Origin of the sequence: Cohnella sp. GCM10020058 (assembly GCF_042683485.1) — a bacterium.
Lineage (GTDB): Bacteria > Bacillota > Bacilli > Paenibacillales > Paenibacillaceae > Cohnella.
In genome coordinates this window covers 46,135-66,434 of record NZ_JBHUJV010000008.1, presented here as the reverse complement: position 1 = coordinate 66,434, position 20,300 = coordinate 46,135, and the positions used below count along the sequence as shown (strand labels likewise).

Annotated in this window: 22 protein-coding genes and 1 pseudogene; 9 read left to right on the top strand and 14 right to left on the bottom strand. The window is 47.5% G+C overall.

The annotated features are described in order from the left end of the window. Nucleotides 1-7: 7 nt before the first annotated feature. The 12 genes from ACFSR7_RS12815 to ACFSR7_RS12760 all read right to left on the bottom strand — a co-directional run bounded on the left by ACFSR7_RS12815 (nt 8) and on the right by ACFSR7_RS12760 (nt 10,338). Entirely contained in the window at nt 8-2,455 is a 2,448-nt protein-coding gene (locus tag ACFSR7_RS12815; protein ID WP_378162063.1) for a heavy metal translocating P-type ATPase, read from the bottom strand. Nucleotides 2,456-2,484: 29 nt separating this feature from the next. Beyond that, on the bottom strand, nt 2,485-2,685 hold the full coding sequence (locus tag ACFSR7_RS12810) for a cation transporter (RefSeq protein WP_378162061.1): 201 nt from the start codon (nt 2,683-2,685) through the stop codon (nt 2,485-2,487). Between the two features lie 30 nt (nt 2,686-2,715). After that, the gene (locus tag ACFSR7_RS12805; protein ID WP_378162059.1) at nt 2,716-3,063 is read right to left on the bottom strand and encodes a metal-sensitive transcriptional regulator; all 348 of its coding nucleotides are present in this window, start codon (nt 3,061-3,063) and stop codon (nt 2,716-2,718) included. A 106-nt stretch (nt 3,064-3,169) separates the two neighbouring features. Next, the gene (locus ACFSR7_RS12800; RefSeq protein ID WP_378162057.1) at nt 3,170-3,508 is read right to left on the bottom strand and encodes a metal-sensitive transcriptional regulator; all 339 of its coding nucleotides are present in this window, start codon (nt 3,506-3,508) and stop codon (nt 3,170-3,172) included. 628 nt (nt 3,509-4,136) lie between these two features. Then, a complete protein-coding gene (locus ACFSR7_RS12795) occupies nt 4,137-4,337 on the bottom strand; it encodes a copper ion binding protein (protein ID WP_378162055.1) in 201 nt (66 codons plus the stop codon). A 313-nt stretch (nt 4,338-4,650) separates the two neighbouring features. Continuing rightward, the gene (locus tag ACFSR7_RS12790; RefSeq protein WP_378162053.1) at nt 4,651-6,096 is read right to left on the bottom strand and encodes an MFS transporter; all 1,446 of its coding nucleotides are present in this window, start codon (nt 6,094-6,096) and stop codon (nt 4,651-4,653) included. Between the two features lie 323 nt (nt 6,097-6,419). After that, the gene (locus tag ACFSR7_RS12785; RefSeq protein ID WP_378162052.1) at nt 6,420-6,653 is read right to left on the bottom strand and encodes a hypothetical protein; all 234 of its coding nucleotides are present in this window, start codon (nt 6,651-6,653) and stop codon (nt 6,420-6,422) included. 29 nt (nt 6,654-6,682) lie between these two features. Continuing rightward, nucleotides 6,683-7,303, bottom strand: coding sequence for a F510_1955 family glycosylhydrolase (locus ACFSR7_RS12780; RefSeq protein ID WP_378162050.1), 621 nt, complete (start codon nt 7,301-7,303; stop codon nt 6,683-6,685). Nucleotides 7,304-7,387: 84 nt separating this feature from the next. Beyond that, complete coding sequence (locus ACFSR7_RS12775; RefSeq protein ID WP_378162047.1) at nt 7,388-7,933, bottom strand: TVP38/TMEM64 family protein; 546 nt, start codon at nt 7,931-7,933, stop codon at nt 7,388-7,390. A gap of 105 nt (nt 7,934-8,038) precedes the next feature. After that, nucleotides 8,039-9,124: a sensor histidine kinase gene (locus ACFSR7_RS12770; RefSeq protein WP_378162045.1), complete on the bottom strand. Its 1,086-nt coding sequence runs from the start codon at nt 9,122-9,124 to the stop codon at nt 8,039-8,041. A gap of 3 nt (nt 9,125-9,127) precedes the next feature. Beyond that, nucleotides 9,128-9,820: a winged helix-turn-helix domain-containing protein gene (locus tag ACFSR7_RS12765; protein ID WP_378162043.1), complete on the bottom strand. Its 693-nt coding sequence runs from the start codon at nt 9,818-9,820 to the stop codon at nt 9,128-9,130. Nucleotides 9,821-10,011: 191 nt separating this feature from the next. Next, nucleotides 10,012-10,338 carry a four-helix bundle copper-binding protein gene (locus ACFSR7_RS12760; protein ID WP_378163039.1) on the bottom strand — a complete coding sequence of 109 codons (327 nt, stop codon included), beginning with the start codon at nt 10,336-10,338 and terminating at the stop codon, nt 10,012-10,014. 221 nt (nt 10,339-10,559) lie between these two features. Between ACFSR7_RS12760 and ACFSR7_RS12755 the strand changes: the two genes are divergently transcribed. Next, nucleotides 10,560-11,051 carry a C40 family peptidase gene (locus ACFSR7_RS12755; RefSeq protein WP_378162041.1) on the top strand — a complete coding sequence of 164 codons (492 nt, stop codon included), beginning with the start codon at nt 10,560-10,562 and terminating at the stop codon, nt 11,049-11,051. 198 nt (nt 11,052-11,249) lie between these two features. Here the strand turns inward: ACFSR7_RS12755 and ACFSR7_RS12750 are convergent, their stop codons facing one another. Then, a complete protein-coding gene (locus ACFSR7_RS12750) occupies nt 11,250-11,810 on the bottom strand; it encodes a YdhK family protein (protein ID WP_378162039.1) in 561 nt (186 codons plus the stop codon). 468 nt (nt 11,811-12,278) lie between these two features. Further along, a pseudogene (locus tag ACFSR7_RS12745) lies at nt 12,279-13,344 on the bottom strand (flavin-containing monooxygenase). Between the two features lie 235 nt (nt 13,345-13,579). On the opposite strand from ACFSR7_RS12745, the gene ACFSR7_RS12740 reads away from it, so the two are divergent. From ACFSR7_RS12740 to ACFSR7_RS12705, 8 genes are all read left to right on the top strand, one after another. Beyond that, nucleotides 13,580-14,014: a PCYCGC motif-containing (lipo)protein gene (locus ACFSR7_RS12740; protein WP_378163037.1), complete on the top strand. Its 435-nt coding sequence runs from the start codon at nt 13,580-13,582 to the stop codon at nt 14,012-14,014. 110 nt (nt 14,015-14,124) lie between these two features. Beyond that, the gene (locus ACFSR7_RS12735; protein ID WP_378162037.1) at nt 14,125-14,466 is read left to right on the top strand and encodes an ArsR/SmtB family transcription factor; all 342 of its coding nucleotides are present in this window, start codon (nt 14,125-14,127) and stop codon (nt 14,464-14,466) included. Between the two features lie 5 nt (nt 14,467-14,471). Next, nucleotides 14,472-16,991, top strand: a complete 2,520-nt coding sequence (locus ACFSR7_RS12730; RefSeq protein WP_378162035.1) for a heavy metal translocating P-type ATPase — start codon at nt 14,472-14,474, stop codon at nt 16,989-16,991. Between the two features lie 148 nt (nt 16,992-17,139). Then, complete coding sequence (locus tag ACFSR7_RS12725) at nt 17,140-17,592, top strand: arsenate reductase ArsC (protein WP_378162033.1); 453 nt, start codon at nt 17,140-17,142, stop codon at nt 17,590-17,592. A gap of 146 nt (nt 17,593-17,738) precedes the next feature. Then, nucleotides 17,739-18,035 (top strand): ArsR/SmtB family transcription factor, encoded by a 297-nt coding sequence (locus ACFSR7_RS12720; RefSeq protein WP_378163035.1) that lies wholly within the window; start codon nt 17,739-17,741, stop codon nt 18,033-18,035. Between the two features lie 12 nt (nt 18,036-18,047). Continuing rightward, nucleotides 18,048-19,340 carry an arsenic transporter gene (locus tag ACFSR7_RS12715; protein ID WP_378162031.1) on the top strand — a complete coding sequence of 431 codons (1,293 nt, stop codon included), beginning with the start codon at nt 18,048-18,050 and terminating at the stop codon, nt 19,338-19,340. A 36-nt stretch (nt 19,341-19,376) separates the two neighbouring features. Then, nucleotides 19,377-19,802, top strand: a complete 426-nt coding sequence (gene arsC / locus ACFSR7_RS12710) for an arsenate reductase (thioredoxin) (RefSeq protein WP_378162029.1) — start codon at nt 19,377-19,379, stop codon at nt 19,800-19,802. 1 nt (nt 19,803) lies between these two features. Next, on the top strand, nt 19,804-20,280 hold the full coding sequence (locus ACFSR7_RS12705; protein WP_378163032.1) for an ArsI/CadI family heavy metal resistance metalloenzyme: 477 nt from the start codon (nt 19,804-19,806) through the stop codon (nt 20,278-20,280). The last annotated feature ends 20 nt before the right edge of the window (nt 20,281-20,300 follow it).

Below are 20,300 nucleotides of genomic sequence, written 5' to 3'. Positions count from 1 at the left end.
CGATTCATTACGAATTTGATGCAGAACGTACTTTGACACGCTGCAACCGCAAAGCGTTAAGCACGACGGATACCGAGCTGAGCGCCATCGCCGCGCCCGCAACCCATGGGGCCAGCAGTCCTAGCGCGGCAATCGGAATGCCGAGGGTGTTGTAGCCGAGCGCCCAGAAGAGGTTTTGCCGGATGTTACTCATCGTTTTGCGGCTCATGTAGATCGCATCCGGAATGCTCGTCAGATCGCCGCGCATCAGAGTGACGTCGGCGGCCTCCATGGCCACGTCCGTACCGGTACCGATTGCCATGCCGATGTCTGCCGTCGCCAACGCGGGGGCGTCATTGATGCCGTCGCCGACCATCGCCACTTTTTTGCCCTGCGCTTGCAGCTTCTTCACCTCTTCCGCTTTGCCTTCCGGAAGCACTTCAGCGCGAACATGATCGATGCCGACTTGTCCCGCAATCGCCCGTGCGGTGCGTTCGTTGTCACCGGTGATCATGATCACCTCTATGCCCATTTCCTTCAGCCTCGTTACGGCCTCCTTCGACGTTTCTTTAATCGTATCGGCCACCGCGACGAGACCCGCATACGCTCCGTCAATCGCGATCAGCATCGCCGTTTTCCCATCTTCTTCAAGCTGCGTCATCCGATCGAGCGCCTGTACCGCCGAAACGTCATATTTCGCCATCAGCTTGCGCGTACCGGCCAGAACCTCTTTGCCTTCGACGACAGCACGGATCCCAAACCCCGGTATCGCCTCGAACTGTTCCGTTGTCGGCAACTCGATGCCTTTAGCCCGGATTCCGGCCACGATCGCTTCCGCAAGCGGATGCTCGGAGTCCTTCTCGGCGGCGCCAACCAGGCGTAGAAAAGCATGCTCGTCTATATTTGCGGCGGCAACATCCGTAAGTTCCGGTTTCCCCTTCGTTACAGTGCCGGTTTTGTCGAGAATGATCGCATCGATTTTGTGCGTGGATTCCAGATGCTCGCCGCCTTTGAACAGCACGCCAAGCTCCGCGGCGCGGCCGGAGCCCGCCATAATCGATGTCGGAGTAGCGAGCCCCAGTGCGCAAGGGCAGGCGATGACCAGGATCGCAATCCCCTTCTCAAGCGCATTTGCAAAATCGCCCGGCGTCACCCAGAAGTACCAAACGAGAAATGCGGCAGCCGCAATCCCTACGACGATCGGCACGAAGATTCCGGAAATGACATCCGCTACCCGTTGAATCGGCGCTTTCGAGCCTTGCGCTTCTTCCACGACTTTAATGATTTGGGCAAGCGCGGTTTCCTTGCCGACTTTGGTCGCTTTCAATCTCAATCTTCCGTTTTTGTTGACGGTAGCACCGATCACGCTGTCGCCGGCTTTTTTCTCGACCGGGATGCTTTCGCCGGTCAGCATCGATTCATCGACCGAAGAACTTCCTTCCAGCACTTCCCCATCCACCGGAATCTTCTCCCCCGGTTTCACCACCACGATATCGCCGACGAGTACGTCTTCGACCGGGATCGTCATTTCCTGCCCGTCCCGGACAACGAGAGCCGTTTTCGCCTGAAGGCCCATCAGCGTCTTGATCGCTTCGGATGTACGGCCTTTAGCCAGCGACTCGAACAGCTTCCCGAGAATAACGAGAGTGATCAGGACCGCGCTCGTTTCGTAGTACATCGATGGACCGTGATGCGCCATGCCGCGCATTGAGGCCCATTCAATGGTTAAGTATAAGCTGTAGAAATACGCAGCCGACGTTCCAAGCGAGACGAGTACGTCCATATTGGCGCTCTTATTCCGCAGCGCTTTGAACGCACCCACATAGAATTGTTTGCCAATGTAAAATTGAACGGGTGTCGCGAGCGCCAATTGAAACCACGGATTCATGAAGAGTTCCGGCATCCAGATCGAGGATAAGAACGAAAAGTGGCTGACCATGGACCAGAGCAGCGGCAGCGAAAGAACCGCGGAAATCAACAGTTTGCGCTTTTGCCCTGAAATGGCTTTCTCGCGATGCTCCGCAGGATTGGCTTCGTCTTGCTTCGTTATCGCTTTATAGCCCAGCTTTTCCACACGCTGCTGCATGTCGGCGATGGATACATCGGCCGCGTTGTATTCGACTCGTGCGGTTTCCATTGCGAAGTTAACGGAAGCGTTCGTGACGCCGGGCAATTTGCCCAGGCCTTTTTCGATCTTATTGGCGCAAGCCGCGCAGGTCATGCCTTCCAATTTGAAATCGACGACTTCTTTGGCCGTACCGTAGCCGAGTTTCTGAATGCTCTGTTCCATTTGCGCGACATTTACTTTTTTCGGATCGTACGTAACTGTCGCCCGTTCCAAAGCAAAGTTCACGTTGGCTTCCGTCACGCCTTCAAGCTTACTTAGTCCCTTCTCAATCCGGTTTGCACACGCGGCGCATGTCATACCGGTTAATTGCAGGGACGTTTGCTCCTTTTCCAGCCTGGTTGCTTCCATCACGAACACCCCGTTTCTTTTCCGATTCGTTACACCACGTCGTATCCTTGTTCTTCAATGGTTTCCTTAATGGCAGCAAGCGTCAGTTGGCTTTCATCGTATGCTACGGCTACCGTTCCTCCCGAGAGATCGACTTTGCCGCTTGCCCCGATTGTTTTCAAAGCCGCTTCAATCGAATTGACACAGTGCCCGCAAGACATACCTTCAACTTTCAGCGTTACATTATTCATGGTTCATTTCTCCTTTGACTTTTGTAGTATTTATTTCATCAGCTTTTGAATGGTTTGTAGCAGCTCATCCACGACTTCGGCATCGCCTTGTTGGATGCGCTCCACTACACACTCTTTAAGATGGCCTGTTAAAAGAACTTTTCGCACGCTGTTCAGTGCAGCCTGAATGGCGGCAATTTGATTCAACACTTGATCGCAATATGTGTCTTTATCAATGAGGCCTTTCACACCGCGAATTTGTCCTTCAATCCGATTCAGTCGAGTTGTTAGATCCGATTTGACGGCATTTGAATGATGACTTCTTCGTCCATCCACCAGCGAACAGCATGATTCTTCAACGTTCACTTCCATAATGTTTATTGTAAGCACCTCCGCCATTTATAATATACCCCCCTACTGTATATTGTCAATATAATTTTAGTTTACCCCCCAACCCTATTTTTGATCTAAAACAAAAGGGATTCTCACGAATCCCAGGGAATCATTATTTTATAAGTTTATTTATGGTGAGTAGTAGTTCGTCGATCACTTCGTTCTCTCCATCTTGAATTCGCTCGATCACACAGCTCTTCATATGATGTTCCAAAAGAAGTTTTCCTACACCGTTCAATGCAGATTGGACCGACGAAATTTGATTTAGCACATCGTCGCAGTACGTATCCTTCTCAATCAGACCCTTAAGTCCCCGAACCTGACCTTCGATTCGGTTGAGGCGGCTTATCAAATTGTTTTTTGTTTTTTCAGAATGGTGACTTTGCCGCCCGTTAGTGACGCATGAATCGTGAGTATGCGTCTGGGCATTATCTTGTGTAAGTTGCTCCATTCAAATCACTCCTTTCTCACATTTATTGTACACTAGGGCCCCTACCCTATACAAAAACGGTTCAGCCAATGCTGATTCGTCATCGCCAATGTTTATTGCTTCGGCTTCCTCAAGAAAAGTAGTGCGGTGACCGCGCCTGCGACTGCGGCGATCACAGCGCCGATGAATGCCGCATGGAAACCGGTGTTCATTGCGGTGACTTGCTCTGTCCCTTGCTCCAGATGACCACCTGTCCAGGAGGTTGCCACCGCAGACATGATGGGCAAGACCAATCGCAGAACCGATCTGATGGCTTGAATTGGAGATCCCCGATGCGAGGCCGTTTCTGCCGGCTTCGCCCCGACATTGAAGCAATAGTCCCGGGAATAAAGGCAAGCGCCATTCCCAGTACGCCAAGCAAAGATTCGGGAAGCACAGTCGGATAACGATACAAGTTCTAATCTTTGACTCAGGACAAGAATTTTTATCGTTTCAACAAAAAATCCGCGTTAAACGCGGATCAGATACGATATATTTTCTTGTCCTCTGACATTGTTTCGATGCGATTTGCGCATGCTGCAGAAGTCATCCCCGTGGTTTGCAAAGTCGTTTATTTGGTTTCTTCAAAATGGGTTGCTCTCACAATGAATTACGCGACTTCGTATCCTTGTTCTTCGATGGCTTTTTTAATAGGCTCAATTGAAATTTTATTTTCGTCGAATGATACAGCCACGGACCCATTCTGAAGATCGACTTTTCCGGCTACGCCGATTTCTTTAAGTGCCCCTTCGATGGAATTTACGCAGTGCTGGCAACTCATACCTGAAACTTGCAGTGTTATGTTTTTCATTTTTCATCAACCCTTCTTTAATTAAATGTTTAGCGATTATAGCATTCCTGTGAAATGGATTCCTTACTCTTGAGGACCTTCGATACGATTTAAATGGATAATTATGTTTATTACTTTATCTGAGTGATGACTTTTCGTCCCGTTTGGTCGGCCGAACAACAACTTGAATTGTGCTCGCTACTTCTTCCAACATTCCCAGCTCCACGCTCATAAAACCCTCCTCTATCTATCTTTATAATAACTTACCCCCGCCCCCTATACACATATGGCGAACCTCCAGCCAAGTATTTGACTCGGCCGGAGGGAACCCACATTACATCGCTGAATTGGCGCTTGGTTCACCTTGTTTAGGGGTGCGGATAAAAAGCAGCGCTAATATCGCTCCTGCAAAAGCAACCATACTGGACCAGAAAAATGCTTGATGAAATCCGGCATTAAGAGCGGTTAACGGATCCACTCCAGTTTGAGATGCTGACGTAGAAGCAGCGATTGCAACCATGATTGCTAAACTAATAGCTGAGCCGATCTGATAACTTGTATTGGCAAGACCGGATGCCAGGCCAGCATCTTCCGGTTTGGCCCCTGACATGGATGCCATCGTTGCTGGGATATAGGCAAGTGACATCCCGAGCGCCCCCAGTAGTGATGCAGGAAGAATATTTTCGACGAAAGTGCCGTTTATAGGCGTGTTTCCGGAGAATAGAAGCATCGAAACTCCAAGCGCGATCAATCCGATGACTAAAATAGCTTTCATGCCGAACCTTCCAATTAATTTTCCTGTGATAAACATCATGAAAATAGCGATCAAAATCGTCATCGGCAGCAAAGCCACCCCGCCTGCGAAAGCCGAAAACTTCAAAACCTGTTGCATGTAAAGATTGAGTAAATACCAAAGAGGGATCCATCCGCCGGAAAGCATGATGAGTGCGATATTACCTGCAGCCAGATTAGGCGCTTTAAAGATCCGAAGCGGCACGAGCGGTTCTTTTTTCACTGCTTGAATGATGAGGAAGAGAACAAAAAGTACGGCTCCCGAAATAATTGTCCAAAGGGTGGATGGGGATCCCCATCCATGGTGTTCCGCAGTCACGATGCCAGAAACGATCAGTACCAATGCTGCTGTAACGAAGATGGCGCCCAGAATGTCTATGCTCCCTTTTCTGCGTATCCCTTTCGCAAGTAAGCCCGGAGCTAGGAGCAAAGCAATTATGCCTACCGGAACGTTAATTAAGAATGTCCATTTCCAACTTAGCCACTCGGTGATGACTCCTCCAAGAAACACTCCAGCCGATCCGCCAGCGGCGGCTGATGCCCCCCAGAATCCTAGAGCCTTGCCCAGTTCCTTGGGATTCCCGCCAAACAGCATCATGACGATCGTTAGAGCTGAAGGTGCTATTAAGGCGGAGCCAAATCCCTGTAAGGCGCGGCCAACATTTAGTACCTCATCGCTCCAAGCAAGTCCGGCAAGCAAAGACGCCAGAGTTAGAATGGAGAATCCCCACATGAAGATGTTTCGTTGGCCAAAGAGATCCGATAGACGACCTCCAAGCAACAACAACCCGCCAAAGAAAATGACATAAGCATTAAATACCCACTGCAAACTTTCTTGTGTGTACCCAAGCGCTTCCTTAATTGCCGGCAGCGCTACCCCAATAATTGACGTATCCATAATGACCATAAAGTTCGCAATACACAGTAGAGCCAACGCTTTCCAACGTTTGGGATTGGCCTGTGACGATGCCTGAGATTGTGTAGACATGATTTAACCTCCATCTGATCATGAACTACCGATTGGTTCCCTGATCTCCTTTACCGCTGTGACGGCCGTCAAGTTTTGTGGTAACGGATTTCATTCGGAGTTCTCGGGTTTATTATAGTATAGCCCCCCACCCTATAGTCAAGATATATTTTGATTCGTTTTCTATGTCTAGTCCATGTTTAAGCTTCCACCAGGATCTATTAGAAATTAACCCAATCCTAAAATAAGAGGATTGGGTTGTGACCGCAACTGCTGAGTTAGATGATTTTAGAAAACGGCAAACAGGCTACTTGTAATCACCATAGCTAAAGAGGACAACAGCGTTATGTAGTTTTTCCTTTGTTGGCGATTTTCGTCCACGACTTTCCATTGTCGCGGCTAATAATAACATTCCTTCTGATCGTAGCGATAGAGAGTTCAGAAGGGTCGGCTGGATTTTGAGAGATAAAGCTGACCATGTCTTCTCGATCCACTTCCTTGATAGCAATTTCTTTGAAGATATTCCCGTTTTGCAGTATTTGATAAATGATCCGCTCATTTGCTACTGCTGCGAACAATTCACCTTTCACTCCGTAGGCTACTGCGGTTACAGCTCTCCCTTCGAGCAGCTGCTGCAGTCATCACCAGCATTTTGCGATATAAACAAGCCCTGCTCGGTGCCGATTGCGACTATTTTATTATCTGTCGGATGTGTTGCCAGCGCCAACGGCTCCGTTGTAATGCCATTCATCTGACTCCTCATCCAGGTTGAAGCGTCATCTTTGCTGAAGTAGAGTCCCATCGTATCCATCTTGCTGTTTGGCGTTGGATTGAAGACATAAATGGTATGCGTCCGATAACCGGCTGCCATGAGGTGAAAGTCGCTTTCACCCGCAAGCCCTCGCGTTGCGATCGTCTTGCCCATATCCGAACTCTGGATAATGCCAAGGGGGTTCTCAAGCTTGCCACCGGCTCCAGGATGCCCACTGCTGTAAAATCCACTATCCACGGTTACAAAGCCCATGTAATCATGTTTCTGCGCCTCTGCTTCACTCCATTTATCGTTTGAAAAAGCAATGAGGCCCGTATGTGCCGGTATCAACAGCGTTTGACCATCGCTTGTATAGCCAAGTCCGTGAATGTGTTCCAACTGTAGATTTTCTTTGCCGCACCCAGCAAGCAAGACTGCAAATGCACTTAAAAGCAAAATCGTGACTCGTTTATTCATTGGAACCTCCGATTGTTCGATTACGGATTATTCGATACGTCCCCATAACAAGAAGCAAGAAGACAGTATATACCGCTATGACGATTAAACACTTTTGGTATCCTTAACGAATTGATCTCCCACCATAGTAAATGTAATCATAACTGGGATTTTGCCAATGATCGTGGCTAGCAGAAAAACCTTTTGAGACATACGACTTACTCCTGCATAAATATTAACGGCTTGCGCCGGAATAATCGGAATCAGCCGTGCAAATAGCACCGCTAAGAACGGGTGCTGATCGACATAACCGGTAAAGCGATCGATGTTTTTATATCTTATAAGCAGTTTTTGCGCGCCGCTTGCAAAAAATACACGTACAAGAACAAACATGATCAACGCGGCAAGCGTTGAAGCTGCAACATTGATCAAAGCTCCCACTACCAATCCAAACTTCACTCCGATGACAGCGCCAACCACTCCGTACGGGATTACGGGTACGAGCGCTACAAGCATTGCCGCCAAAACAGCCGAGAGCAGTGACGGCGCCCCCGGCTTTTGAAGCCATAATAGAAGTTCCTGATGGTACCGGATACCTAATATCGCAACGACGATATAGACTGCTACAACCGCCGCTTTGCTTTTTGCCATTCGTTTAATTCCCTTCGACAACAGAATGTCCTAACAGCGGCAAAGCCCACAGCAAGAGACTAAATATCTATCTAGGCTCAATTGGCATAAAAAACATTATACCCTTTACTTTTGAAGAAGTTGTGAAGGAAAGAACACCTGTACCTCCGTCCCAACTCCTACTTTGCTTTCTAACTTAATCGTACCACCATGCGCCTCTACAATTGCCTTTACAATAGATAATCCAATTCCGGCTCCGCCGGTTTTACGGCTTCGGGATTTTTCGCCGCGATAAAAGCGTTCAAATACCATCGAAAGCTCGCTTTCTTTAATCCCAATACCACTATCTATCACGCTGACGGTCATACCCTCCTGGACAGTTCTTATTTCGATGCGCACGGTGCCACCTGACGGTGTGAATTTAAGTGCATTGGATAGTAAATTCGTGATGACCTGACCTATACGCTGTTTATCAAGACTCACGTATACAGGACTATGGGGAGCGACGTTTAAGCTAATGCCCCTCTGAACAAAGAGCGGACGCATAGCATCTGCATTATGCTCCACCAATTCTGTGAGGTCTTCTGTTTCTAGCTTAAGTTTTGCATGCGGCGACTCCACCTCGGTTAGATGACTTAGGTCGCCCACTAAGTGGGTTAGACGTTCCACTTCCTCAAAGCATGATGCAAGCCGCTTTGGCGTCGGCTCCCATACCCCATCCAGCATCGCCGCGATATGGCTTTTAAGCGTCGCTAGGGGTGTGCGCAGTTCATGCGCCACATCTGCCGTCATTGTTTTCCGAAGCTGCTCTTGCCTTACCAGTTGCTCTGCTAAATGATTGAGCGATCGCCCAAGGTCGGAGAGCTCGTCTTCCCCGTTTACGTGCGTGCGAACATTAAGTTCTCCTTTGGCCATCTGATGTGCAGTTTGTTTCATATCAATCAGCGGCGTTGTAATGCGCTTTGCAACCACCACACTCACCAAAGCGGTGACACAAATACCAATGACAAAGGTCCAAAGAGTGGATTGCATGATCGCCAGTTCAAAATGGTGGTTAAAGGAATCGGAACTTACATTCATGTCCATTTCCTGGTCCGTGAACATGATAAAGTGCCGATGAGTCTGAAAAATAATCATCAGTGTTGATACGAGCAACATGCTGGAAGTAATGAGCATAAACGCAAAGCTCAATCGAGCAAAGAGACTTTTCATATATCAATTTCCTCCCGCAAAACGATAACCTACGCCATAAACGGTCACGATATATTGGGGATATTTAGGATCCATTTCGATTTTCTGACGAAGATTCTTAATATGCTGATCAATCGTACGCACATCTCCTACAAATTCGTATCCGAGCACGATATCAATGAGTTGCTCGCGTGTAAATACTCGCTCCGGACGCTTTGCCATAGCTACTAGCAGCTTGAATTCATTCGGTGTGAGGTTTACTTGCTCACCTAATTTTGTTACCTCATGGACTTGTGCATCAATGACCAGTTCCCCATCACCAAACGATATGTGATCGCTAAGGAGCGCATCATCTTGCGTGCGCCGCAAGATCACTTTCACTCGCGCGATTACTTCTCTTGGGTTAAAGGGCTTGATAACATAATCGTCAGCACCAATGGAGAGCCCGTGGATGCGGTTTTCATCTGCAATTTTTGCTGTGAGCATTAAAATAGGAACAGAAGAGATCTGGCGGATCTTTCGGCAAACCTCTTCTCCAGATAGGTCCGGCAGCATCAAATCCAGGATAACCAGGGCAATACGTTCCTTGGCAATCGTAATTAAAGCGTCTTTTCCTGTAGCTGCCTCTACACAATCAAATTCATTATGTTGCAAATAAGAAAGAAGAACCTCTCGAATCTTCTCCTCATCATCCACGATAAGAATCGTTTTTTTCATGCTGCCCCTCCGATATCAAGTCGCTGAGCTTTGTTATGATCTACTCACACCATTAATATATTATACCCCCCTATGGTACGCAAAATTATACTATAGATTTTCCGCAAATGCCTCGCTGGCTCTTCATATTCAACGCACCCTGGCATTTAAGCACAAAAAAAGGGCGAAAAGCTGCGCCCTTTTTCTGTATATTAAGCTGCCATCTTGCGACACGCCTCTGCGCATTTAAAACATGCTTCTGCGCAACGCTTGCAGTGTTCATGATCATGCTTGTTGCATTCATCTCCACAGGCCTGACAAACATCAGCGCAAAGTTTGCATATCTCCTTCGCATACGATGCACTCATGGACATAGCATTTGCTGCGACACTGCAAACTTCTGCGCATTCACGATCAAGACGAATGCATTCTTTCATCATGTGAATGTGCTCTTCGTTCAAACATTCACTGTAGCAGTGGTTACATGCCTTCATACATTCAAGACATGCTTCAATACAATCGGCGTAGTTGCTCGACATCATTTCCATGTTCAATACCTCCCAGAATAATTTTTATCCCTTTGTCTTACCTATTGGACTCGGCGCGCAAAGCTGAGAGAAGTCTAATTTCATTCTCATAACAGTTGCGAAGCCTGTTATTATGCGGGTTCTCGCGCTCATTGTAAAATTTTATGAAGTTTTGTTTATGTTATATTGGGTTGAGCTTCCGCTGATTAAACATCTTGGAGGGAACCCACGACGTGCAACAGAAGAAACTTTTCAGAAAAAGCGCCTGTATAGTGCTTTCCGCATTGATTGGATTTATTGCTCTTGGATTTGGACAGGTAGGGAAAGCCAGTGCATCATCTCACAGCAAAGTTGACAAGGTTGTTAACACCGGAACGAAATACATAGGCGTTAAATATCGCTTTGGCGCTCCATCCGGTGTGACATATGCTTTTGATTGCTCATCTTTTACACAATACATCTTTAAAAAGATTGGCATTTCGTTGCCGCGCACTTCGTCGCAGCAAGTAATCAAGGGCGTGAAAGTGGCAAAGGCCAGTCTTAAAAAGGGCGATCTTGTCTTCTTTAAAGATCCGGGACGTAGCGGTGGCATTGGGCATGTGGCAGTATACATTGGGAACAACAAAATGCTCGGAGCATCTGACAAAGCCGTTAAAATATCGAATATGAACTCATCGTATTGGAAAAAAAATTATGTGACAGCACGCCGAGTAGTAAAAAGCTAGTCCTTACACCGCTCTTATTGTTCGTTCTGATGCGTGAAATAATTCACCATAGGATTCACATCGAATATCCTTGCTGATTGACATGCTTTATACATCTGATTTAGCTCTGTTCAGTCTATCCGAAATGCACTGTTTCATTATTGGCAGCATAGCGCATCAAAAAGCAGGCCTTTTTACAGGCCTGCTTTTATTTCTTTCTTATTTCCCATTTAACTCGCTCTCGACGACCCACATATGGTTTTTAACTGGCTCACCGCCGGTGGTCGGCATGTAATCCAGCATATACACAGTTGTTTGTTCAGCAGAATCAATTGTCGCCTCGGCGCCTTTCATGCCTTCCATATGATCGGCTTCAAGCGTCACCTTCGATCCTTTTGCGAGCGGAGAGCTGCCTGGATCCTTAAGCTCTTCATGAATCACCCATTTGTGGTTTGTTACTTCGGGTCCGTCATTAGTGGGTTTGTAGGATACCGCATAGACGGTCGTATCGAAAGCACCAACGATGGTTGCCGTCGCACCATTCATGCCTGGCATATGATCAGCGTTGATAATCACTTGCGATCCGACAGGAAACTTAGGATTAGCTGCTTCCTTTAAGCCGGCAGGCACTTCGCTAGATCCGTTATGGTTCATCTCTTGACCCATATTCGAGTGACCCATACTATCGCTTGCTTGTGTGTTGTCATTACCTGCTCCATTTCCGCAGGCGCTTAGCAAAAGCATGAAGGCGAGCCCGATAAAAACGAAATATTTTTTCACAACTTGCACTCCCTTCAACAGTTTTGATCAACTTCACATAGTTTAACCAAAACTTTTGAAGATCTTGTGAAGATAAAGGAACGACAAGGCGAGACATGCTCAGGGCTCCTGAGTTTGTAAAGTTCATCGACGTGCTTATCGACGTAATATATTTGTATGATGATGAGGGAGATAGTCGTTGGATCGAACATCCAAGCGGTCAATTGGTTGATGTAGTTGCAATTCCTTTTAAAACTAATAATCTAATAAGGGTCTTCCCCTTAGATATAGCATTGATGAACACTGATGTAGTGATGCGCCCAGCCATGTCGGTCTCAATCATCGGATTCCCGTTTGGATTATCCTAATGATTCGCTGTTGATATATAAATAACAGTTCAAGTGGTGGAGATTCAACCTAGGCGTCGGTATAACCATGGTCGGCAGTTGAGTTATTTAACGCTCTTATTCATAGTCCTATCTGTTTTAATTACGAGACTATATCTATGGATGAGGAATTTGTTATCCTTGCTACAACTGCTTCGGAATCCTTACCTACTCCACCAATTAGTGCAGAACCACGATTTCTCTGCCAAGGCATTCCCAGAAAATAAAGACCTGCTATTGGACTGATACCCCTCTTCATGATGCGGCTTCCCCTTTTCATCATTTGCGTTAGGAATATCAATCCAACGGTAATCTGAATAGTAACCCGTTGCCCAAATGATGTTCTTAACTTGCATGGAAGTTTGGTCCTCAAAGAAGATTACATCCACATTAGCAGCCTTTGTACGTGGCTTCAATGCAACGCTCCCTTTTTTTATGAGCGATTTCAGATCATAGCCCAATATCGGATCAGGTTGTTTATGAAGCCATTTTCCGAATCTAGAGTAGACACTAGCTTGATAAACCCCCAGCTTTCCAAACCACCAGAATATACTCTTTTTCATTATTTGTAAGGGCAAGAACTTAATATTGTGGCTTACGGATAACGTCACATGAAGTTAGTACGCCAATTCAACGGCTATTTGAGCCCCCGAGTTGCCGCCGCCAACAACCAGTACAGCTCCATCCTGTAGTTGTGATGCGTTTCGGTAGTTTGCCGAATGTAATTGAATAACGTCACTTGAAATTGAATTTGATATTTGAGGGATAAAGGGCTTTTGAAACGGGCCGGCTGCAACAATAACGTGCTTTGATGCAAATTCCCCTTGATTCGTATCTAGAAGGAAATGATCCTCTGTCTTCGTTAGATTGTTTACCTCAGTTGCTAACTGAATCGGGAGTCCAAAATGCTGCGCATAGTTTTGTAAGTATTCTGCAATTTCATCCTTCGTTGCATAGCCTTGGGGGTCTCCATCTAAAGGAAGTCCGGGCAAAGCGCTATAGAACCGCGGTGTGAACAAAACGAGACTGTCGTAGCGCGCCCTCCACGCATAGCCTACCCGGTCACTTTGATCGAGTATGATGAACGACAAGCCAGCGCTGCGTAGAAAATAGCCCGCAGCAAGTCCGGCTTGCCCGGCACCAATCACAATGACATCATACAATCGCATGAATAACTCCTCCTTGAAATAGGAGCACACACTAGCGAAGGCAGCTCCTATTATGAATATGTAATTCTATTGAACTTACATCGTGGCGATATGCATTGCTTATGTATACCGCAACATATTATAACAGACTAATATGTTTTGAAATGTGAGGATCTGTGATATATTAGTGGAAGTTAATATAAGGGGTGAGATATTGAAACACTTGTACAAGCCGTTCATTTTTTTAATTGTCATTATGTTATTCACGCTCGCTTGTTCCTTCAATAAAGAAGAGTCTCACGCACATGCTGATACCGATCTCCTGGAAACCACTTCGTCTTCGGAAGTACTTCCTGCATTCTTATCTAATCAACCGGATGAAGTTCGTACCGTATATCAACTCGCAGCTGTCGCAGAGGATATACTTCAGTGGATCCCTTGTTATTGCGGGTGCGGCGAAGGTCAAGGACACAAGAATAATTTCAACTGCTTTATTAAAGAGAAGAATGATGATGGTTCAGTAATCTGGACTGATCACGGAACACGATGCGGGGTATGCTTACAGATTGCTGTTCAATCGGCTCGAATGAAGCAACTGGGAGCTACGGACAAAGAAATTCGCACTTTTATTGATGAAACCTACAAATCAGGATACGGTAAGCCTACGGACACGCCAATGCCGTCTGTATAGCACTTAAACCCCCATTAAATGCTGATGGGGGTTCAGTTTGAAACACATATTAGTGGACACTAATATAATAAGTATTAGTAATAGTTAGTGCGATAATGGAGGATTAATAAATGGTGAAGACAAGTAGTGAAGTGAAAGCGAAGTTTATTCGTGGCTTTAGCGATAAGACTAGGCTTCAAATACTGGAATCCATTAAACATAAAGAAAAAACTGTATCTCAAATTGTCGACGACCTTAAAGGAAACCAGTCCAACATTTCGCAACACTTGGCTTGTCTAAAGGGCTGCGGAATTATCGTTAGCAGACAAGAAGGAAAATACATTTATTACAGCCTGAGAAATGCAGAAATCGCGCAATTAATGGAAATCATGGAGGCCGTTTTCGTTCAAGTGGAAGAAGAAGTCGCTGCTTGCGAGAGGAACGATGAATTGGACTGCTGCCCGAAACAATAAGGGGGATGCCCGTTATGAGCGAGGATAAAGAAAAAAAGGATACCTGCTATGCTGATCAGAATTGCTCATCAACCTCCGATAAGCCTAAAGAGATGAAGTTCAAGAAAAGTCTAAACCTGGTCAACGTCACTTCCACGGTGCCGCTAGCGAATTCTTGCTGCGCGCCTGAAGTCACGAATTCTGTTAACAGTGAAAACATACCTGGTGATGTAGTGGGTCATAAAACCGAATTTATTGTTTACGGAATGGATTGTTCGGCCTGCGCCCTCACGATCCAGAAAGCTGTCGGTAAAGCGGATGGCGTCAGCCAAGTTCAAGTGAATTACAGCACGGGCAAAATGAAGGTAGCGACGCAATCTCCGGCGGACGCCGCCAAGCTGCCTGATGCCGTCAAAAAGCTTGGCTATTCATTGCAGCAGGTTGAGGAGCGCGGGCGGTCACGCACCTACCGGATTGAAGGCATGGATTGCGGCTCGTGCGCGTTGACGATCGAAAATCATCTTAAAAAGCTTCCTGCCGTTGAGACGGTGAGCGTCAACTTCTCAACCGGCAAGATGACGATCGAGCACGATAATCCCGTAGACGACATCATCCAGGAAGTGTCTAAGGCGGGTTATAAAGCTGCCTTGGACACAAAAAAAAGAGGAGCAGCCGAAGCCCCCGCTGACAAAACGGCGCTGAATACCGTCGTACTGTCCGGCGCTTTGCTGCTACTGAGCTTCATCGGCGGATATACGGTAGTGTCGGATATCTTAATTAACCTGCTGTTGGCCGTATCCATCGTCGTTGGGATATTTAAACCGGCAAAGAGCGCTTACTATGCCGTCAAGAGCCGCTCTCTGGACATGAATGTCCTGATGACGGTCGCAGTCCTCGGCGCCGTAGCGATCGGACAATGGCTGGAAGGAGCGACCGTCGTCTGGCTGTTCGCATTGGGCAATCTGCTGCAGTCCAAGTCGATTGACAAGACGCGCAACTCAATCCGAAGCTTGCTGGACCTGGCGCCGTCCGAAGCGAATGTGAAGCAAGGCGTGACTGTCATACGCTTGCCCGTTGAAGAGGTGTCCGTGGGGCAGATCATCGTCGTCCGGCCGGGCGACAAGATCCCGTTGGACGGCGAGGTCGTGCTCGGGGAGTCCAGCGTCGATCAAGCTCCGATCACCGGCGAGTCCATACCTGTCGACAAAAAGATCGGCGATTCCGTCTTTGCTGGAACCTTGAATGCGCACGGTCTTCTAGAGATCCGAGTGACGAAGCTGGCGGAGGACACGACGATCTCCAAAATCATCGAGCTAGTAGAGACCGCGCAGGAGCAAAAGGCGCCAACGGAAGCGTTCGTCGATCGTTTCGCCCGAATCTACACGCCGATCGTCTTTATCGTTGCGCTGCTGGTGATGGTCTTGCCGCCTGTCTTCGGATCCGGGACGTGGGCCGATTGGTTTTACAAGGGCTTGGAGCTTCTCGTCATCGCTTGCCCGTGCGCCCTGGTCATCTCCACACCGGTCGCTGTCGTGTCGTCAATCGGGAACGCCGCAAGGAACGGGATACTCATCAAAGGCGGGACTCACCTCGAGGTCGCAGGCAAAATAACGGCCATCGCCTTCGACAAGACCGGCACCTTAACCGAAGGCAGGCCTAACGTGACGCAAGTCCGAATCTCGCGTGGAACGGAAGAGGAACTACTGGCCATTGCAAGCGCGCTTGAGGCCTATTCCACGCACCCTATAGCGAAGACGATCGTGGCGTTTGTGCAAGCAAGAGGAATCCCTGCAAAAAAAGGGAGCTCTTTTCGCAATATCGTTGGCAAGGGCGTCGCAGCGGTCATTAATAATGTGGAATATTTTGCGGGCAACGACAGACTGTTCACGGAGCTCCAGACACCACTTGGAAACCTCGCCGGCGAGATCGAGGCCTTGCAGGCCAAGGGGAATACGATCGTCCTGATAGGCACCTCTGAGGCGATTCTTGGCATCGTCGCGGTCGCGGACACGGTGAGGCCAACATCGGCCGCCGCGCTGACTCGCCTACAGCAGATCGGCGTCCGGCAAGTCGTCATGCTGACCGGCGACAACGAAGGGACGGCGAAGCACATCGCTTCCGCGACCGGCGTAACCCGATACTTCTCCGAGCTCATGCCGGAAGATAAAGTAACAGCCGTCCAACAGCTCCAGTCTGAGCGCTACAAGGTGGCGATGGTAGGCGACGGCATCAATGATGCCCCTGCACTGGCGACAGCCGATCTAGGAATTGCGATGGGAGGAGCAGGCACTGATACGGCCATGGAGACGGCGGATATTGTTCTTATGGCGGATAATTTGGAGAAGTTGCCCCATCTGGTCAAGCTGAGCCGTTCTACGTTGCAGATTATCAAGCAGAATATCTGGTTCTCTCTCATTATCAAGGCAGCTGCGCTGATCCTTATTTTCCCGGACCTGCTGACGCTCTGGATAGCCGTTCTTAGCGACACAGGCGCCGCCATCCTTGTCATCTTGAACAGCATGAGATTGTTGAGAATTAAGGGATAACAGCAAAGAGCCTCTTCAGTGAGGCTCTTTTCTTTTGCCTGAAATCGACTAGTATCGGCTTGAGTCAATGTCTATAGTATAAGTTAATACGAATATAACAATCCAATTATATAATGATTCAGAATCAACATTCGAAAGGTGGATGACCATGGATTCTGCACGCCGTCAGCTTCGTCTCTATTTCCTTTGTGGACAAAATCGGTGCCGAAGCCAAATTGCTGAAGCATACGCAAGAAGCTTAGGAAACGAACAACTTTTCGTTGCCAGCGCTGGTTTAAACCCGAGTTCCATTCATCCATTTACCGTTCAAGTATTGCTTGAGGATCAAATTGATATCTCAAGATCCCAATCAAAGAAAATCGATATGAAGGTATTTCTTGCTTCCCAAGTCATCATCAAACTGTGTGGGGATATTAATGAGCGTTGTCCAATCGTTCCTTTTGGTATTCGGAATGAGCAATGGAACATTCACGATCCCCTTTCGGATGATGTTTCAACACTTGAAGCTGTCAGAGCAACCAGGGATGAAATTAAAGCCAAAGTTATTGCCTTATTACATGAGCATGATGCACTTTCAGCGATCGAATCAAACCGTTATTAAACGGGGAATACTATTCATTCTCGTCGCAATAAATATAAGCAATTGATAATATAATGAATCAATTATATAATCAGTCATAAATATCGAAGAAGTATAAACTGAAAGGAGTGAGACAGTTGGTAATCAATCAGACATCGATTGTTGAAATGGCAGACACGATGAAACTTCTTTCAGATAAGACTCGCCTAACGATCGTCGCCTTACTCAAAGAACGTGAAATGTGCGTATGCGATATTGTAGACGTTCTGGAAACGACACAACCTAATATCAGTCAGCATCTGAAGAAGCTTAAAATGGGTGGGATTGTGAACGAGACACGCCGAAGCCAGTGGATTTATTACTCGCTAAATGTGAATGACAAACCCTATCTAAACGAAATTATTGGTCAATTGCCTTCGATGAAAGATCGAGTAAATGCGCTCAAATCCAATAGCTGCTGTTAACTTGGAGGTCCTATGCTAGCCATTGCGTCTATCATTTTTCTTGTAACACTAATTTTTGTTATCTGGCAGCCAAAAGGGTTGAACATTGGCTGGTCAGCCTGCGGCGGCGCGATCATTGCGTTGATCTTTGGAGTCGTTAACTTCCATGATGTATGGGATGTCACTCAGATCGTTTGGAATGCTACGCTTGCCTTCGTCGCTGTCATTTTGATCTCCTTAATTCTTGATGAGATTGGTTTCTTTGAATGGGCGGCGCTTCATATGGCCCGAGCAGCCAAGGGTAACGGTAATTTAATGTTCGTGTATGTCATCTTGCTCGGAGCTGCTGTTGCCTTTTTCTTTGCCAACGACGGTGCCGCGCTCATTTTGACGCCAATTGTTCTTGCCATGGTCAGAGCTTTGAAATTCGATGAACGTATGATTTTGCCCTTCATCATGGCAAGTGGCTTCATCTCCGACACGGCATCATTACCGCTTGTGGTCAGTAACCTTGTGAACATCGTCTCTTCTGACTTTTTTGGCGTAGGCTTTGTCGAGTATGCTAGTCGGATGATTGTTCCGACCTTGTTCTCCGTGGCGGCCAGCCTTCTCGTGCTTTACTTGTTCTACCGCCGAAGCATTCCGAAGCAATATGACTTGTCGCAGCTCAAGAAGCCGTCTGAAGCGATTAAGGATTTACGTATGTTTAAAATTTCATGGGTCATCCTGGCTGTCCTTCTTATTGCTTATTTGATTAGCGAGTTCATTAATGTGCCGGTATCCATCATTGCAGGCGCGGCTGCGATCATCTTCTTGCTATTGGCGAGACAAAGCCGCGAGGTGCACACCTGGAAGCTCGTGAAAGGCGCTCCTTGGGCCGTTGTCGTCTTCTCCATCGGTATGTATGTCGTAGTCTATGGCCTGCGGAATGTAGGTCTTACAGACGAGCTGGGGAGCGTTTTTGAATGGGTAGGCGATCAAGGTCTATTTGTGGCCACGGTGGGCTCCGGATTTATCGCTGCTATCCTCTCCTCCATTATGAACAACATGCCGACGGTTATGATCAATGCTTTGGCCATTCAGGATACGAACCCTACAGGGATCATTCGCGAAGCCTTTATCTACGCCAATGTTATCGGCTCCGACTTAGGACCGAAGATTACGCCGATCGGGTCATTAGCTACGCTGCTTTGGCTGCATGTACTCTCCGGCAAGGGCGTTAAGATCTCGTGGGGAGCATATTTTAAGACCGGCATTATTCTTACTGTCCCTGTTTTGTTTATCACGCTCTGCGGATTGTTCCTCTGGCTAAAAGTAATCGGTTAAATCCATAAACCAATCCACCTTAAAGGGGTCATTCAAATGTCTAATAAGCCGCTCGTTTACTTTCTCTGCACTGGCAACTCCTGCCGTAGCCAAATCGCTGACGGCTTCCTGACCGCACTTGGCGGAGACAAGTACGAAGTTAAAAGTGCCGGCTTGGAGGCACATGGACTCAACCCTCGAGCCGTTCAAGTCATGAAAGAGGCTGGCGTCGATATCAGCAACAACAGCTCCAACGTGATCGATCCGGAGATCCTAAACCGTGCGACATACGTGATCACGCTCTGCGGTCACGCAGACGAGCATTGCCCGGTTATCAGCAACAAGAACGTTATCAAATGGCACTGGGGCTTTGACGATCCGGCCAAAGCGACCGGCACAGAAGAAGAAATCATGACACAATTTCGATCCGTACGCGACGACATCAAGGCTCGCATTGAGAAGTTCGTTCAAACCGGTGAGTAAGATGACAGCCTCGATCAAGCGCATGCATGTTGCCGTAAATTGCTCCGATTTAGAAAAGTCGCTTTCCTTCTATCGCAATTTCTTCGGCGCAGAGCCTTCGAAGGTGAGGGAAAACTATGTGAAGTTTGAACTCGACAACCCGGCGCTACATTTCTCACTAAATGTTCGCCCTTTCGAGAAAAATGGCGTTCTCAATCATCTGGGTTTCCAGGTTGATCATACAGAAGACGTGCTGGCTATGGGCGAACGTCTTCGCCAATCGGGACTGCTTCTGATTGATGAGATGAATACGACGTGCTGTTACGCCGTTCAAGACAAAGTTTGGGTTTACGATCCGGACGGGAATGCATGGGAGATCTTTTTTACGAAGGAAGATTCGGAGTTCGAATCCGCTGGTGAAGCACGCGACTTGTCTCTTTGCTGCGCGCCTCCGGCAGCTCCAGTCGCAGTTGAGTTTGCAAATTTCCGCAAGAAATAATGTTCGTGGGAGTGGCTTAA

Bases quoted from the DNA above. Each gene is read 5' to 3' on its own strand.
- ACFSR7_RS12770 (WP_378162045.1), bottom strand. From the start codon at position 9,124: ATGAAAAGTCTCTTTGCTCGATTGAGCTTTGCGTTTATGCTCATTACT.
- ACFSR7_RS12810 (WP_378162061.1), bottom strand. From the start codon at position 2,685: ATGAATAATGTAACGCTGAAAGTTGAAGGTATGTCTTGCGGGCACTGT.
- ACFSR7_RS12815 (WP_378162063.1), bottom strand. From the start codon at position 2,455: ATGGAAGCAACCAGGCTGGAAAAGGAGCAAACGTCCCTGCAATTAACC.
- ACFSR7_RS12775 (WP_378162047.1), bottom strand. From the start codon at position 7,933: ATGGCAAAAAGCAAAGCGGCGGTTGTAGCAGTCTATATCGTCGTTGCG.
- arsC (WP_378162029.1), top strand. From the start codon at position 19,377: ATGTCTAATAAGCCGCTCGTTTACTTTCTCTGCACTGGCAACTCCTGC.
- ACFSR7_RS12735 (WP_378162037.1), top strand. From the start codon at position 14,125: ATGGTGAAGACAAGTAGTGAAGTGAAAGCGAAGTTTATTCGTGGCTTT.
- ACFSR7_RS12765 (WP_378162043.1), bottom strand. From the start codon at position 9,820: ATGAAAAAAACGATTCTTATCGTGGATGATGAGGAGAAGATTCGAGAG.
- ACFSR7_RS12800 (WP_378162057.1), bottom strand. From the start codon at position 3,508: ATGGAGCAACTTACACAAGATAATGCCCAGACGCATACTCACGATTCA.
- ACFSR7_RS12730 (WP_378162035.1), top strand. From the start codon at position 14,472: ATGCCCGTTATGAGCGAGGATAAAGAAAAAAAGGATACCTGCTATGCT.
- ACFSR7_RS12740 (WP_378163037.1), top strand. From the start codon at position 13,580: ATGTTATTCACGCTCGCTTGTTCCTTCAATAAAGAAGAGTCTCACGCA.
- ACFSR7_RS12805 (WP_378162059.1), bottom strand. From the start codon at position 3,063: ATGGCGGAGGTGCTTACAATAAACATTATGGAAGTGAACGTTGAAGAA.
- ACFSR7_RS12715 (WP_378162031.1), top strand. From the start codon at position 18,048: ATGCTAGCCATTGCGTCTATCATTTTTCTTGTAACACTAATTTTTGTT.
- ACFSR7_RS12795 (WP_378162055.1), bottom strand. From the start codon at position 4,337: ATGAAAAACATAACACTGCAAGTTTCAGGTATGAGTTGCCAGCACTGC.
- ACFSR7_RS12705 (WP_378163032.1), top strand. From the start codon at position 19,804: ATGACAGCCTCGATCAAGCGCATGCATGTTGCCGTAAATTGCTCCGAT.
- ACFSR7_RS12720 (WP_378163035.1), top strand. From the start codon at position 17,739: ATGGCAGACACGATGAAACTTCTTTCAGATAAGACTCGCCTAACGATC.
- ACFSR7_RS12790 (WP_378162053.1), bottom strand. From the start codon at position 6,096: ATGTCTACACAATCTCAGGCATCGTCACAGGCCAATCCCAAACGTTGG.
- ACFSR7_RS12725 (WP_378162033.1), top strand. From the start codon at position 17,140: ATGGATTCTGCACGCCGTCAGCTTCGTCTCTATTTCCTTTGTGGACAA.
- ACFSR7_RS12780 (WP_378162050.1), bottom strand. From the start codon at position 7,303: ATGAATAAACGAGTCACGATTTTGCTTTTAAGTGCATTTGCAGTCTTG.
- ACFSR7_RS12760 (WP_378163039.1), bottom strand. From the start codon at position 10,338: ATGTCGAGCAACTACGCCGATTGTATTGAAGCATGTCTTGAATGTATG.